Origin of the sequence: Paenarthrobacter sp. NPDC058040 (assembly GCF_042885775.1) — a bacterium.
Lineage (GTDB): Bacteria > Actinomycetota > Actinomycetes > Actinomycetales > Micrococcaceae > Arthrobacter.
This window is the reverse complement of sequence record NZ_JBHVRN010000003.1, coordinates 187,172-200,888: the sequence shown is the minus strand read 5'-3', so window position 1 is coordinate 200,888 and position 13,717 is coordinate 187,172. Positions and strand designations below refer to the sequence as shown.

The 13,717-nt window shown below is 61.2% G+C and carries 18 protein-coding genes; 9 read left to right on the top strand and 9 right to left on the bottom strand.

Features of this window, described 5'->3' with window-relative positions; translation table 11 throughout:
• Nucleotides 1–168 precede the first annotated feature (168 nt).
• The 7 genes from infA to ACFVSJ_RS05470 all read left to right on the top strand — a co-directional run bounded on the left by infA (nucleotide 169) and on the right by ACFVSJ_RS05470 (nucleotide 4,282).
• A complete protein-coding gene (gene infA, locus ACFVSJ_RS05500; protein WP_011775571.1) occupies nucleotides 169–390 on the top strand; it encodes a translation initiation factor IF-1 in 222 nt (73 codons plus the stop codon).
• A 69-nt stretch (nucleotides 391–459) separates the two neighbouring features.
• Nucleotides 460–573: a 50S ribosomal protein L36 gene (gene rpmJ, locus ACFVSJ_RS05495; protein WP_011775570.1), complete on the top strand. Its 114-nt coding sequence runs from the start codon at nucleotides 460–462 to the stop codon at nucleotides 571–573.
• Nucleotides 574–769: 196 nt separating this feature from the next.
• Nucleotides 770–1,147, top strand: coding sequence for a 30S ribosomal protein S13 (gene rpsM / locus ACFVSJ_RS05490; protein ID WP_021472434.1), 378 nt, complete (start codon nucleotides 770–772; stop codon nucleotides 1,145–1,147).
• Nucleotides 1,148–1,198: 51 nt separating this feature from the next.
• Nucleotides 1,199–1,600 carry a 30S ribosomal protein S11 gene (rpsK, locus tag ACFVSJ_RS05485; protein WP_021472435.1) on the top strand — a complete coding sequence of 134 codons (402 nt, stop codon included), beginning with the start codon at nucleotides 1,199–1,201 and terminating at the stop codon, nucleotides 1,598–1,600.
• 138 nt (nucleotides 1,601–1,738) lie between these two features.
• Nucleotides 1,739–2,749 (top strand): DNA-directed RNA polymerase subunit alpha, encoded by a 1,011-nt coding sequence (locus tag ACFVSJ_RS05480; protein ID WP_347108054.1) that lies wholly within the window; start codon nucleotides 1,739–1,741, stop codon nucleotides 2,747–2,749.
• A 66-nt stretch (nucleotides 2,750–2,815) separates the two neighbouring features.
• Nucleotides 2,816–3,373 (top strand): 50S ribosomal protein L17, encoded by a 558-nt coding sequence (gene rplQ, locus ACFVSJ_RS05475; RefSeq protein WP_387435036.1) that lies wholly within the window; start codon nucleotides 2,816–2,818, stop codon nucleotides 3,371–3,373.
• An 18-nt stretch (nucleotides 3,374–3,391) separates the two neighbouring features.
• The gene (locus tag ACFVSJ_RS05470; protein WP_387435034.1) at nucleotides 3,392–4,282 is read left to right on the top strand and encodes a tRNA pseudouridine synthase A; all 891 of its coding nucleotides are present in this window, start codon (nucleotides 3,392–3,394) and stop codon (nucleotides 4,280–4,282) included.
• 125 nt (nucleotides 4,283–4,407) lie between these two features.
• Here the strand turns inward: ACFVSJ_RS05470 and ACFVSJ_RS05465 are convergent, their stop codons facing one another.
• The 9 genes from ACFVSJ_RS05465 to ACFVSJ_RS05425 all read right to left on the bottom strand — a co-directional run bounded on the left by ACFVSJ_RS05465 (nucleotide 4,408) and on the right by ACFVSJ_RS05425 (nucleotide 12,422).
• Nucleotides 4,408–5,286 (bottom strand): type II secretion system F family protein, encoded by an 879-nt coding sequence (locus ACFVSJ_RS05465; RefSeq protein WP_387435032.1) that lies wholly within the window; start codon nucleotides 5,284–5,286, stop codon nucleotides 4,408–4,410.
• A 9-nt stretch (nucleotides 5,287–5,295) separates the two neighbouring features.
• Nucleotides 5,296–6,237: a type II secretion system F family protein gene (locus tag ACFVSJ_RS05460; RefSeq protein ID WP_387435030.1), complete on the bottom strand. Its 942-nt coding sequence runs from the start codon at nucleotides 6,235–6,237 to the stop codon at nucleotides 5,296–5,298.
• A 2-nt stretch (nucleotides 6,238–6,239) separates the two neighbouring features.
• On the bottom strand, nucleotides 6,240–7,691 hold the full coding sequence (locus tag ACFVSJ_RS05455; RefSeq protein ID WP_387435028.1) for a CpaF family protein: 1,452 nt from the start codon (nucleotides 7,689–7,691) through the stop codon (nucleotides 6,240–6,242).
• Nucleotides 7,688–8,887, bottom strand: a complete 1,200-nt coding sequence (locus ACFVSJ_RS05450) for a CpaE family protein (RefSeq protein WP_387435026.1) — start codon at nucleotides 8,885–8,887, stop codon at nucleotides 7,688–7,690. Before ACFVSJ_RS05450 ends, ACFVSJ_RS05455 begins: the two co-directional genes overlap by 4 nt.
• Entirely contained in the window at nucleotides 8,884–9,651 is a 768-nt protein-coding gene (locus ACFVSJ_RS05445; RefSeq protein WP_387435025.1) for a Flp pilus assembly protein CpaB, read from the bottom strand. The genes ACFVSJ_RS05450 and ACFVSJ_RS05445 overlap by 4 nt, the downstream gene beginning before the upstream one ends.
• A 53-nt stretch (nucleotides 9,652–9,704) precedes the next feature.
• Nucleotides 9,705–10,739 carry a pilus assembly protein TadG-related protein gene (locus ACFVSJ_RS05440; RefSeq protein WP_387435024.1) on the bottom strand — a complete coding sequence of 345 codons (1,035 nt, stop codon included), beginning with the start codon at nucleotides 10,737–10,739 and terminating at the stop codon, nucleotides 9,705–9,707.
• Entirely contained in the window at nucleotides 10,727–11,134 is a 408-nt protein-coding gene (locus tag ACFVSJ_RS05435; RefSeq protein WP_387435023.1) for a TadE/TadG family type IV pilus assembly protein, read from the bottom strand. The genes ACFVSJ_RS05440 and ACFVSJ_RS05435 overlap by 13 nt, the downstream gene beginning before the upstream one ends.
• Before the next feature lie 105 nt (nucleotides 11,135–11,239).
• The gene (locus ACFVSJ_RS05430; RefSeq protein ID WP_387435022.1) at nucleotides 11,240–11,434 is read right to left on the bottom strand and encodes a Flp family type IVb pilin; all 195 of its coding nucleotides are present in this window, start codon (nucleotides 11,432–11,434) and stop codon (nucleotides 11,240–11,242) included.
• A gap of 343 nt (nucleotides 11,435–11,777) precedes the next feature.
• A complete protein-coding gene (locus ACFVSJ_RS05425; RefSeq protein WP_387435021.1) occupies nucleotides 11,778–12,422 on the bottom strand; it encodes a prepilin peptidase in 645 nt (214 codons plus the stop codon).
• A 283-nt stretch (nucleotides 12,423–12,705) separates the two neighbouring features.
• On the opposite strand from ACFVSJ_RS05425, the gene rplM reads away from it, so the two are divergent.
• Both rplM and rpsI read left to right on the top strand, forming a co-directional pair.
• On the top strand, nucleotides 12,706–13,149 hold the full coding sequence (gene rplM / locus ACFVSJ_RS05420) for a 50S ribosomal protein L13 (RefSeq protein WP_347108042.1): 444 nt from the start codon (nucleotides 12,706–12,708) through the stop codon (nucleotides 13,147–13,149).
• A gap of 37 nt (nucleotides 13,150–13,186) precedes the next feature.
• Complete coding sequence (rpsI, locus tag ACFVSJ_RS05415; protein WP_387435019.1) at nucleotides 13,187–13,693, top strand: 30S ribosomal protein S9; 507 nt, start codon at nucleotides 13,187–13,189, stop codon at nucleotides 13,691–13,693.
• The last annotated feature ends 24 nt before the right edge of the window (nucleotides 13,694–13,717 follow it).

Sequence of the window (13,717 nt, the reverse complement as noted above, 5' to 3'; positions counted from 1 at the left end):
CGGATTTAACTTTCGCGCCCGAGTGGCGTAGAGTTGTCTGTTGGTTGTCTGTACAGCCACGCCCTTTTTGGTGTGGTGGTTCCAAGAGGGCCAAAGCAAACAAAAAACGTCCGCTGGATCGCCGGTGCCTAACCGGAGGACTGCGGCAAACAACAGTTAGCGGAGGATATGGCCAAGAAGGACGGGGTCATTGAGATCGAGGGCGTTGTGACTGAGGCGCTGCCCAACGCGATGTTTCGTGTTGAGCTCACCAACAAGCACGTCGTTCTCGCACACATCTCTGGGAAGATGCGTCAGCACTACATTCGAATCCTCCCCGAGGACCGGGTAGTGGTGGAGCTGAGCCCGTACGACCTCACACGTGGTCGTATCGTCTACCGCTACAAGTAAATTGCTGGGCGGCAGGGCATGTCCCACGCCGCTCCAGCTGATCAACTGCAAAACACGCAAAGGAACGCCATGAAGGTCAAGCCGAGCGTCAAGCAGATCTGCGACAAGTGCAAAGTGATCCGCCGTAACGGCCGGGTCATGGTGATCTGCGAGAACCCGCGCCACAAGCAGCGCCAGGGCTAATTCCCCGCAAGGGAATCAGCGCCCGCGAGGGCAAACCTGGGTTGCTAACCCACGCAAGTAAATAAAGGCAGCACAAGCTGAGCTGGGACAGAATTACAGAGCCTGGACAGCGTACCCCCGGTCGGAGGCTGGGGCCGTACTGAACGTGCGGGTGTACTGCCTACGACCTCCGGTTTATTCAAGGAGTACCGCCACTATGGCTCGTCTCGCTGGCGTAGACATTCCCCGCGAAAAGCGGTTGGAAATTGCGCTTACTTACATCTACGGCGTGGGCAAGACCCGTGCACACGAAACCCTGGCTGCCACCGGCATCAGCCCTGACGTCCGCGTCAAGGACCTGACTGACGCTGAGTTGGTCCAGCTGCGTGACTACATTGAAGGCAACTACAAGGTTGAGGGTGACCTTCGCCGCGAGGTAGCCGCTGACATCCGCCGCAAGGTTGAAATCGGCAGCTACGAAGGCCTGCGCCACCGCAAGGGCCTGCCCGTACGCGGTCAGCGTACGAAGACCAACGCTCGTACCCGTAAGGGCCCGAAGCGCACCGTCGCCGGCAAGAAGAAGGCCGGACGTTAATCCCTCGGGATTGACCTGGTTTTCCCCCGATAACTTTCTGTAGGAGAAACAATGCCCCCGAAGACTCGTGGAGCGGTCCGTAAGCCGCGTCGCAAGGATAAGAAGAATATTGCGCTTGGACAGGCGCACATCAAGAGCACCTTTAACAACACCATCGTGTCCATCACGGACCCGACCGGTGCTGTGATCTCCTGGGCTTCCGCCGGTGAGGTTGGCTTCAAGGGCTCCCGTAAGTCCACCCCGTTCGCTGCCCAGATGGCTGCCGAAGCTGCTGCAAAGCGCGCCCAGGAGCACGGTCTGCGCAAGGTTGACGTTTTCGTCAAGGGACCGGGTTCGGGACGCGAAACCGCAATCCGTTCGCTCCAGGCTGCTGGCCTCGAGGTTGGCTCCATCCAGGACGTCACCCCCAGCGCCCACAACGGTTGCCGCCCGCCGAAGCGCCGCCGCGTCTAATTAGGTTCTACCTGTCTGACGGCCGGGCCCTGCTTGTGGATCCACAAGCATGGTCCGGCTGGTCAGGCTGGAAACCGAAGCCGATTTCCACCACCTGTGTTGCGTCATATAGCGGATGCTCGCCGAAAGGAAACCTAAGTGCTCATTGCACAGCGCCCCACTCTGTCCGAAGAAGTTGTAGCCGAGAACCGCTCCCGTTTCATCATTGAACCGCTGGAGCCGGGCTTCGGTTACACCCTCGGAAACTCCCTCCGCCGTACCCTGCTCTCCTCCATCCCCGGTGCCGCTGTAACCAGCATCCGGATCGATGGCGTGCTGCACGAGTTCACCACGGTTCCGGGTGTCAAGGAAGATGTCACCGAGATCATCCTGAACATCAAGAACCTTTCGGTTTCCTCCGAGCACGATGAGCCGGTTGTTGCGTACCTGCGCAAGCAGGGCCCCGGAGTCGTCACCGCCGCGGACATCGCTCCGCCGGCCGGCGTCGAATTCCACAACCCGGATCTGCACATTGCCACCCTCAACTCGAAGGGCAAGTTCGAACTCGAACTGACCATCGAGCGCGGCCGTGGCTACGTTTCGGCAGCTCAGAACAAGTCCGGCGACTCCGAGATCGGCCGTATCCCGGTCGACTCGATCTACTCGCCGGTCATGAAGGTAACTTTCCGCGTGGAAGCTACCCGTGTTGAGCAGCGCACCGACTTCGACAAGCTCATTGTCGACGTCGAGACCAAGCAGGCGATCGCTCCGCGTGACGCTGTTGCTTCTGCAGGCACCACCCTGGTGGAACTGTTCGGTCTTGCCCGTGAGCTGAACACCGCAGCTGAAGGTATCGAGATTGGCCCGTCGCCGACTGACGCTGCCCTGGCAGCTGACATGGCTCTGCCGATCGAGGATCTGGACCTCACGGTCCGTTCCTACAACTGCCTCAAGCGTGAGGGCATCCACACCGTGGGTGAACTCGTTGCCCGCTCCGAGGCTGACCTGATGGACATCCGCAACTTCGGTGCCAAGTCCATCGACGAGGTCAAGGCAAAGCTCGTTGAACTGGGTCTGTCCCTCAAGGACTCCCCTCCCGGTTTCGACCTCGCAGCCCGCGCCGCAGCCATCGAAGAGGACGACGCCGCGTTCAGCGACGACGAGCTCTAAAAAGCAGATCTTGGCCGCCGGGTCCAGTGATGGAACCGGCCGGCCTCCACAACAGGAGAAATAACTATGCCTACCCCCACTAAGGGTCCGCGCCTCGGAGGCGGCCCGGCTCACGAGCGCCTGATGCTCGCGAACCTGGCAGCATCGCTCTTCGAGCACAAGCGCATCACCACCACGGTTACCAAGGCCAAGCGCCTCAAGCCGTACGCAGAGCGTCTGGTCACCTTCGCCAAGCGTGGCGACCTCGCTTCCCGCCGTCGTGTTCTCGGCCTGATCAGCGACAAGGGCATTGTCCACGAGCTGTTCACCGACATCGCCGGCGCCGTTGCCAACCGTGAAGGTGGCTACACCCGCATCACCAAGATCGGCAACCGCAAGGGCGACAACGCGCCCATGGCTGTTATCGAACTGGTTCTCGAGCCCGTTTCCCCGAAGCAGGCCGTAGTTGCTGAAGCAACCGCTGCCGCTGCCAAGGCTGCTCCGGCTGCCGAAGCTCCTGCTGAGGAAGAGGTTGTTGAGACCGAAGCTGCTGAGACCGAAGAGGCTCCGGCCGCTGAAGCTGAAGCTGCCGAGACTGAAGAAGCTCAGACCGAAGAGGCTCCGGCCGAAGAGGACAAGAAGTAATTCAGTAGACTTGGGTCTATGAACGAACAAAAACCCGCTGCCCCCGTTTCGGAGGGCGGCGGGTTTTTGCGTATCCGGATGGATCTCTCATACGACGGCGGCCCCTTCAGTGGCTGGGCCGTCCAGCCGGGGCTCGTGACCGTCCAGGGAGCGTTGGAGGAAGCGCTGGCCTTGTTGGTGCGGCGTCCCGTGCGGGTCACCGTTGCCGGACGGACCGACGCCGGCGTCCACGCCCGTGGGCAGGTGGTCCACGTCGACTTCACGTCCGAAGAATGGTCCGGCCTGACGCGGGGGCACGACGTCGACCCTGCCGTTTCGCTGCTGCGTCGCCTGCGTGGTGCGTTGAGCCGCGTCCTGGGCGACCTCACCGGTGCGATTGAAGTGCACGACGCCGGCCTGGCGCCTGCGGGTTTCGACGCCCGGTTCTCTGCCTTGTGGCGACGTTACAGTTACCGGATTGCCGACGGTCCGGAGCGTTGGGATCCTGTGCTCCGTGGCATCACCTTGTGGCACAAGGTGCCGTTGGACGTAACCCTGATGAACACGGGTGCATCCATGTTGCTCGGGTTGCAGGATTTCCGTTCCTACTGCAAGCCACGTGAGGGTGCCACAACCATCCGTGAGCTGCAGCAGTTCTCTTTTGGGCGCGGGCCTGACGGGATCATTGTGGCTACGGTGCAGGCCGATGCCTTCTGCCACAACATGGTGCGCTCACTGGTGGGTTCTGTCTTGCGGGTAGGGGAGGGGCAGGAATCGCCTGCCTGGCTGCATGAACGATTGCTGGCTCGCGCCCGTGACCCGAAGTCGTTGTTGGCGGCACCTCATCCTTTGGTGTTGGAGGAAGTGGCTTATCCGTCTGATAGCGAGCTGCTGGCCCGGGCCGAGCTGACGAGGGCCAAGCGGGAGTAGTTTGCTTCGTTGTTCGGTTCCAGGCATTGGAGGACCCCCTCCCGGCTCTGGGTACCGGAAGGGGGCCGTTGTGACCGTCCGCGGTCTGGGATCCGTGAACGGCCGGTCTACTGCCGGCTTCAGGATCAGCTGAATGCCTGTGCGATCTTGATGGCTGCCGGCCCCAGAAGGACTATGAAGAGAACAGGAAAAATAGAGAACAACAACGGGAAGAGCACCTTGACAGGAAGCTTCATTGCCTTCTCTTCAGCAATCTGACGGCGCTTGACCCGGGCTTGCTTCGCTTGGGCGCGAAGCACGTTGGCGATCCCAATGCCGTATTTGTCTGCCTGGATCACGGCGAGGACAAAACTGCGGACATCGCTGACCGTGGATCGTTCCGCCAACGCCGCGTAAGCGTCCTGGCGGGGCCGGCCTACCTGGATATCCTGCAGCGTCCTCATGAGCTCCTGGGCCAGCGGGCCTGCTCCATAGACCGAGGCCCGCTCCATGGCTGCTTCAAAGCCAAGCCCGGCTTCCACCGAAATCAGCATCTGATCCAGTGTGTTGGGAAATTCCAACTGGATGGCTTCCTGGCGCTTGAGTCCCGTGTTGTAGACCAACAGGTCCGGCAGGAAGTACAGGAGTGCGGTGACGAAGATGGTGAAGCCAATGCTTAGAGGACCGGGTCCCGCGAAGATCAAGAGTAAGCCGAAGACCGCACCGCCTACCGCGAGTGCCGGTTTGAGGGCAATCAGTTTGGTCAGCGGCATGGACTTTGGCCGTCCCGCGAGCGCGAGCCACTGGTCCAGTTTGGCCTCGTAGCTGCCAGGGGTCAGTTTTCGGGCCACACCAAGGAGCAGCGGTGGCCGCTGGATGGTGACGCCGGCACCTTGGGCAAAGCCGGAACCGAGGTTGGTTTGAATGGCGACGATGCCCTTGCGGTCGATGCTGGCAAGGCTCCAGACAAAGTAGCCGAAGGGCAGGACAATGGCGGCGATGATCAGCCACGCAATAAGAGACATGACGTTCTCCTAGAACTTGATCTTCACGGTGCGGCTCATCCAGAAGCCGCCAACAACGAACAAGATGGCACTGACGATGAGCATTCCAATGCCCCAGACATTCGTCACGAAGATGGACATGTACTTCGGATTCATGATCGTCAGGAGGAGGCCCACGCCCACCGGCAAGGCCATGAGGATGTAGGCCGACATCTTGCCTTCGGCGCTGAGCGCCTTGACGTGCGCCTTGATCTCGCCGCGTTCGCGGATGGTTCCGGCAACCTGTTCAAGGACCTCGGCCAGGTCGCCACCGACTTCACGGTTGATCTGGATGGCCTGGCCGATCCACCGGAAGTCTTCGCTGTCCATGCGGGCAGCGCAGTCTTCGATGGCTTGGCGGGGATCCTTGCCCACGCGGACCTCGTTGACAATCCGGTTCAGTTCCTCCGAGGCGGGGGCCTGTGCTTCCTGTGCCGCCGCTTCAAGGGACCGCATGATGCTGTGGCCCACTCGCAGGCCACCGATCAACATCTGGATGGTGTCCGTCAGTTGCGCATCGAATTTTGACCGCCGCTTGTCGGTCTTGAAGACGAGGACCAGTTTGGCAACAAAGGGCGTGGCCAGGGCCAGCAGCAATCCCAGGACCAGATTCACCAGCAAGGTAGCCAAGACTCCCACCAGGACAGTGGCAATGACCACAACCACTGTGACGTCGGCAGGTGCCTGCTTCACTCCTGCCATGTAGAGGACTTCCCTGTTGAAGGGGCCACCGGAGCGGCCAATCGCGGTGTCGACGAACTGCACGGCGGACTGGGAAACCCTCCCCACGGCCGAATCGTCCTGAACGGTCCCGGTGCGGCGTCGCGACAGTGGAATCGTGCCATTCCGCGGTTTGAGGACCACCAACACCACTACAAGCAGGGCCGCTACGCAGATTCCCAGGGCGGCGTAGAACACGATGGGTGAGTCCATGGCTATCGCCTCCCCACAGGAACGGGAGCCACACCGAACACAGACGGCGAGACGTGGATGCCCAGCTCCGCAAAACGGTCCAGGAACCGCGGCCTGATACCCGTAGGGAGTGCGCGTCCGAGGAAACGTCCCTGGGGATCCAGCCCTGCCGAGTAGTCGAACAGGAAGGCATCCTGGAGTGTCACGACGTCACCCTCCATCCCTTGGACCTCGGTGACGTGCGTAACCCGGCGGGTGCCGTCCCGCAGGCGGGTCACCTGCACAATCAGGTCCACGGCCGAGGACACCTGTTCCCGGATGGCACGGAGCGGGAGATCCATGCCTGCCATGAGGACCAGTGTCTCCAGCCGCGCGATCGCATCGCGGGGTGAATTGGCATGGACCGTGGACAGCGAACCATCATGGCCGGTGTTCATGGCCTGGAGCATGTCCAGGGATTCCCCACCGCGGACCTCGCCGACGATGATTCGGTCGGGACGCATGCGCAGCGAGTTCCTGACCAGGTCGCGGATGGTTACCGCGCCTTTGCCTTCGATGTTTGGCGGGCGGCTCTCCAGGCGCACCACGTGCCGTTGCTGGAGCTGGAGCTCCACTGCGTCCTCGATGGTGACGATCCGGTCCGATTCCGGAATGAAAGAGGACAGGACGTTGAGCAGCGTCGTCTTTCCGGTACCGGTACCACCGGAGACGATGACGTTCAGCCGAGCCATGACACAGGCGCTGAGCAACTCGGCCATTTCGTGGCTCATGGAGCCCCACTCGATCAGGTTCCGGACTGTGAGGGGCACGTGGCTGAACTTCCTGATGGTCAACGATGGGCCGTTGACGGCCAGGGGCGGGATGATCGCGTTGACGCGCGAACCATCCTCCAAACGTGCGTCCACCAGGGGTGAGGACTCATCGATGCGGCGCCCCACCTTGGAAACGATCCGCTCGATGACCTTCCGGAGATGGTCGTCGGAACTGAACTGCAGGTCCGTCAAAGCCAAGTGGCCATGGCGTTCCACGTAGATCTGGTCGAAGCGGTTCACCATGACTTCGGTGACTGAGGGATCTTCCAGCAGCCGCTGGAGTGGCCCATAACCCATGACCTCGTCCGAGATTTCCCGGATCAGCCGCCGACGTTCTTCCGGAGACAGCGGCACCTGCTCGTCGTCGATGAACGTTGAGAGTTCATCCACGGCGAAGGACCGGAGGTCTTCTTCCGAGGCCGATGCGTCGCTGCTGCGGGTGCCCATCCTTTCGAACAGTGCTGCCGCGGCCCGATGCTTCAAACCGGCCAGGGCATCCACAACAGGAACCGACGGAGCCCCGCCCAGCATCGGCGCAGCCGGAGCCGGCAGGATCAGCGCGGGGGCAGCCGCCTGCTCGCTGCCCGAGGCGTTGTCGGCCTCTGCCGGGCCTTCCACTGCGGCAAGCGGATTGTTCTTGGACAACCTCTCTGACAGTTTCACGAGACCACCACCCTTCTGTGCAGTTTGTTCTGGGGCGCGGTGGCCAGGCGCGGATCGAACCGTTCCACCAGCTTCTTGAGGCCCTTGAACGCGGAGTCCTTCGTGGTTCCTTGCAGGACCGGAACTCCCCGGTTGGTTGAGAAGGGAAGGTTCCGGGAGCGCGGGATCACGGTGTCGATCGGAACGCCGATGGTTGCCTCGACGTCCTGAACGGAGAGCCCGCTCTTCCTGTCCGCGAAATTGAGGACGGTATGCCTTCCCTGGGGCAGGAGCTGCAATTCCTTGAGGACGCTGAAGGACTTGCGCAGCCCGCGGATGCTGGGGACGTCCATGCCGCAGACCCACACCCCATCGGTAGCCAGCTCCAGCGTGGCGAGGCAATGCTCGCCGAGCCCGGGAGCGGTGTCCACCACGACGTACTTGAACTCGGTTGCAAGCTGATTGATCAGCCTGGTGACGTGTTCCGCGGTGATGTAGTCCGACTCCGAGGGTTTGCGCGGCGCGCAGAGGGCGTAGATTCCGGCCGGGTGGACGGTGAGGAACGCCTTGAGCACCATGGAGTCCTGCGCAGCGGGTCCATGGACGGCTTCCGTGATGGAGTGCTCCGGCTCAAGCAACAAGCCGGACGCCACATCACCGAACTGCAGGTCCAGGTCAACAATGACCACTCCCATGGGGGCCACTGCCCCGAGTCCTACGGCCAGGTTGGTGGCCACGGTGGTCTTCCCAACTCCGCCCTTGGGTGACATGACGGCGATGACCCTGCCACGATCCTGGCCGGATTCCGCAGCGGGTTGCATCCCACGGCGGCGGCTGGCCGCTGCCAGGCAAGCCCGCTCCAACAGCACCCGCAGCTCGTTGACCTCGATTTCCGGAGAAACGATGTCGCGGACGCCGGCATGCATGGCCCGGAGCACGATGTCCGGATCGGGTACGGAAACCAGCAACAGGCTGATTTCCGGGTATTGGAGGTCGAACACAGTGGCCAGTTTGAGGGCGTCGTCCGGATTAACTCCCGGACCCAGGATCATGACTTCCGGTGGCGCACCTGTCAGCTGCTTGAAAACATCGTCGGTGCCGCCCTGCAAAACCTCGGGGGAGAGGGTTTGCAGGTCACCGTGCAGTGCTCCAGTGATGGCCTGGCGAACCCGGCCTTCGAAGTCACGGACGGCCGTCACGGCTACGAATCGGGTCATTTCAACACGCCTCCCAGGGTGGTGACCGGCGGGTCGCTCTTGGCGGTCTTGTCGGTCTGCTTGGACAGGTAGAGGGTCCCAAACTCGGCGCCGAACACCATCTTGGCCGCGTTGGCATCGTTGAGGGCCACGGTGACGTATGCGGATCCGTTGGGGAGCGCCACGCTGCTGTCACTGTTGGCGGACTTTTTCTCCGTGTCTGGTGCTGCCTGCTGGACGGCTGTGACCAGGACATCGTGGTAAAGGAGCTTGGTGTACTGCTTCCACATCTTGACGTCGGCAGACAGGTCTGCGCCGGCAGGGATGTCGTCAGTCTTGAACGAGGCAAAGACCGTCACGGTATCGCCGGCCTCGAGCCGGCCGCCGAGGATGCGCTCGGGTGCCAGGATAAAGGTTTGCTCCTGCAATCCGTCAGGTACCGGAACTGTGCCCGGCGCCAGGTCCTTGGGGCTGACCAGTTTGACGCCGAGCAACTGCTCGCCGGGCTGGAGGTCAACCGAGGTGACCTTGCCGTTCTGGTCACTCAACGCGGAGATCGTTCCTGGTGCCACGGCTGTTTGCGGAAGCGTCTCTGTCTTCACTTTGGATGCGAGATCCTCGGCCTTGGTGCCGGCCGGAATGCGTTCTTTAGCTACGAGAACGTTGACGGGATCGAGCCCTTGCTGCGCACGCTTGTCGGCTCCCTGAACGTAGGTAACCAGCAAAACGGTGCCGATGACTGCCAAAAGCAGTGCTGCAATGCCTCCCAGTAGGCGTGCTTTCACTTTTCCAACTCCCTTCGGGATTATTTGAGTTTCGTAGCGCCCATTGGGGGCAACTACTTGGTGAGCGTCACGACTGACGCTCCGTAATTGGGGATTCCACTGCCTGCGGTCATGCCCTCGTCAAGCGAAACGAACCGCTCGAAGTAGCCTTGGAGTCCACGGCAGTTGCCGTTGCAGTTCGGGGCTGCGGGGTCCAGGATGGCCCCGGACCCGCTGAACTTGTAGCCGGTGACCTTGAAGGCCGCGAAGCCCACCAAGGTGTACGTGGCATTCGAACCATTGCCGACTGCCTTGTTGAAAAGCGGAATCAAGGCCGGCTCGTCCATGAGGTGGGCGAGGACCGTGTTGCAGGCCGCAGCGTTGGGAAAGTGGTTGCCCGGCTGTCCCTGCACCGTGGCATTGATTGAAATGTCCGTTGAACATCCGGACGTAGTGACCAGCCAGCCGAAGCCGCCTGGTTGATAGCCGTTTTGGGCCGCGCAGCCAGAGACTGTCGGGGCGTTCGTGTCGTAGCGCAGCAGGATGTGCGTGGGTGTCGGATCGCCGGTGAAGTTGCCGGTCGAGTTGAGCGATGCGAGCTGCGAGGGTGAGAGATATTTCTTGAAGACACACTCGCTCACAGTCCACGGCAAGGTTGTGGCCTTGGAAGGAGCACCCCACTTGGCTTCCGCGACGGCGTTCACCGGGGTGGTGTCAAAGCCGAGCACCCGTGCGAAGTACAAGGAAAAGCTGTTCTGGCCCGAGGTGTCCCTGGCATTCGTGGCCACGCGGACGGTGGACGTTGCCGGGAAACTGACGGTTGCACCGCTGGTGTTGTCGTTGGCGTTGCTGTTGGCAAACTGGTTTCCGGTGGCTGTGCTGTTGCCGCAGCTGCCGTTGGCGCAGTCCGTGGCGATGGCCAGGGCTGCCGCGTCCGCACCATTCTGCAGTTGGGCCTTTTCGGAGTAAAGCGCGCCCACGTCAACTGCAAGGGCGGCAAAGCCGAGCAGGACGACCATCGCGGCGGCCACCAGGATGGCGGCAGCACCACGCTCGTTGGAGTCCTCAGGGTGTGGCCGCCGCGTCAATAGTCCCTTTACCCACCGCATCGCATGACTCCTACGCCTTGCATGTTGAGTGGGAAGATGCCCGGTGCACCAAAAAATCCAGCGTCAAGGAACCCTGACATTGAAGGCAGGGAGACGCTGGTGGTTACGGTGACGTTTGATCCAGGTGCGCAGCTGGACGCGTTGTTTGTGACAGAGACACCGAGCCCATTGAGTGATGGCGCGGCGGCAAGCGCCTTTCCTGTGACATCCAGGCTGCCGTCTTTGTAGTGGACCGCAGCGTACCTGGCGCCTTCGCGTGCAGCCTGCGTCAGCGACACCTGCACATTCAGTGCGCGTCCAAATTCAACTATTCCAACCAGGATCAGCAGTAGTACCGGCAAGAGAATTGCCATTTCCACGGCTACTGCGCCGCGCTCGTTCCTTTTCGGTTTCATGACCGTCTCCCAGACCCAGAATGACGGGCAGGTAACTGCCCTAAAAGAAAACGGTTGGCTGCGGCGGCGACGGGAGTCGCCATCGCAGCCAACCGTCCGTGTGCCTTAGAGGTTGCCGGCAACACCTGTGAAGAGGTTGGCGATTGCCGGGCCCAGGATGAGCAGGGCGGCGATGACGACCACTGCGATCAAGGAGACCATCAGGCCGTACTCCACCATGGTGGCGCCCTTCTCTTCCTTGGTGAAGCGGGTCTTGACGCCGGCGATGAACGAGGTGACGGAGAGCATAAGAGCAGACATTGGAAAATCCTTCCCAGAATGAATTTTGATTATTTTGATGACTTTTCAGTTATAGGTCCGCAAATTATGTGAATTTGCTACGTCCTCCGAACTACCCCCATGTTTCCTTTAGCGGTTCGGATTTCGATAAATCAAGAATTCACCCTGGGTGTGCAGCTGGACAATGCGTAGCGGTACTCGAATTCATCAGGCAATGAATACCGGCCCACTCGCACGGCGGCGGGGGAGTACTCAGTTTTGGACCAAAAACCAACGAAGGACTACTTGGTTTCGGCAGCAGCCTTAGTTGTTTGATGGCAGATAGAGCCCAAGGCGGGTGACGGAATCAACGGGTTAGGGCGTACTACTGAAGTACCAGGACGACGCCCAGTGCGGCCGCGACCATGGCCGGTCCGTGGGCTGTTTCGACCGGCTTTTCCGCGGATCTCAGGCGTAACATCAGCACCGTGAGCACCCCGCCCACCACGAATCCCAGTAGTCCGCCGTACAGTACTTGCTGCCAACCCAAGTAGCCCAAGTACAGTCCCAAGGGCGCCGCGAGCTTTACGTCGCCCATTCCGAGGCCTCTTGGCGAAATAATTCCCAGAATCAGGTAGCCGGCGAACAAAATCAGGCCTCCAAGGAGGCCTCGGAGGAGCTCCGGCCATCCGGGAGCCACCCAGGAAGACACCGTCAGCAGCAGCAGGCCACCACCCAATAGGGCCAAAACCAGGCCGTTCGGGAGCAAATGCAACGCGAAATCAACGCGGGAAAGCTGCACGCCGAGAAGTGCCAATAAAAGGTATGCAGGCAATTCAGGGGAAAAGCCAAATCGCCAGGCGAGCAATCCGAACAGCAGCGCGGTGACTGCCGCCGTCGTGATCCTTACGCCCAAGGCGGGCACTGAACCGAGCCGGGGCAGCGATCGGGCAATGAGCAGTTCGCACGCCGGACTGAGCAGCAGGCCGGCAACGGCAAGCAGCAGTGGCAGAGTAGGTCCGTCAGTCATGTGCTCCCTCATTAACACAGTCGCCCCCAGGTGCGGTCACCCCATTTTGACCCGGGCATGCCGTTGAAGGTATTGTTTATAGTCGTTGTGCGTGTCCTAACTCGATGACACATGCCCACTAGGGGACCCAGTTGCAGGGTCAGTAACCCAGGTGGCATTTCGAGACTCCTGGATGACTGGTCTATAGAGCCCTCACCTCTGCTCCGGTAGCGCATACATAGTAGGTGCACGTCTTACTGCGTGCCCTGAAACATGAACGCCAGAACAAGAACGAGGCCAAACCGTGCGTACGTACACCCCGAAGCCCGGCGATATCAACCGCCAGTGGCACGTCATTGACGCCACCGATGTTGTCCTTGGTCGTCTTGCCAGCCAGACCGCAACACTGCTGCGCGGAAAGCACAAGCCGACCTATGCGTCCCACATGGACATGGGCGACTTCGTCATCATCATCAACGCTGAAAAGGTTGCCCTTACCGGTGCCAAGCTGGAGCAGAAGCGGGCCTACCGCCACTCCGGTTACCCGGGCGGCCTGACCTCCGTCAACTACGCCGAACTGCTGGAGAAGAACCCGGTTCGCGCTGTTGAGAAGGCCATCAAGGGCATGCTCCCCAAGAACTCCCTCGCCGCTCAGCAGCTGGGCAAGCTCAAGGTCTACGCAGGCTCCGAGCACCCGCACGCTGCACAGCAGCCGAAGACTTTCGAAATCACCCAGGTCGCCCAGTAGTCCTGGCCACCAAACAACTTTTTATTCAAGGAGAATCGTGGCTCAGAACGAAGAACTGACCGCCGAAGCCGTCGAGGCTGAGGAAAACCTCACCAGCTACACCTCTGAAAGCGCACCCGCCGAGGACGCGCCCAAGAAGGAGCGCCCGGCCCTGACGGTTGCCGGTGCAGCTGTTGGCCGTCGCAAGGAAGCCGTTGCACGCGTTCGCGTTGTTCCGGGTTCCGGCAAGTGGATCATCAACGGCCGCGAGCTGGCCAACTACTTCCCGAACAAGCTGCACCAGCAGGATGTCAACGAACCGTTCCGCGTTCTTGACCTCGAAGGTGCTTACGACGTCATCGCCCGTATCCACGGCGGTGGCCCCTCCGGCCAGGCTGGCGCACTGCGTCTCGGCATCGCTCGTTCGTTGAACGAGATCGACGTCGAGAACAACCGCCCCACCCTCAAGAAGGCTGGCTTCCTCACTCGTGACGCCCGCGTCATCGAGCGTAAGAAGGCCGGTCTCAAGAAGGCACGTAAGGCTCAGCAGTACTCCAAGCGCTAAACCGCGCTTCGCAGGAAGCCCGTC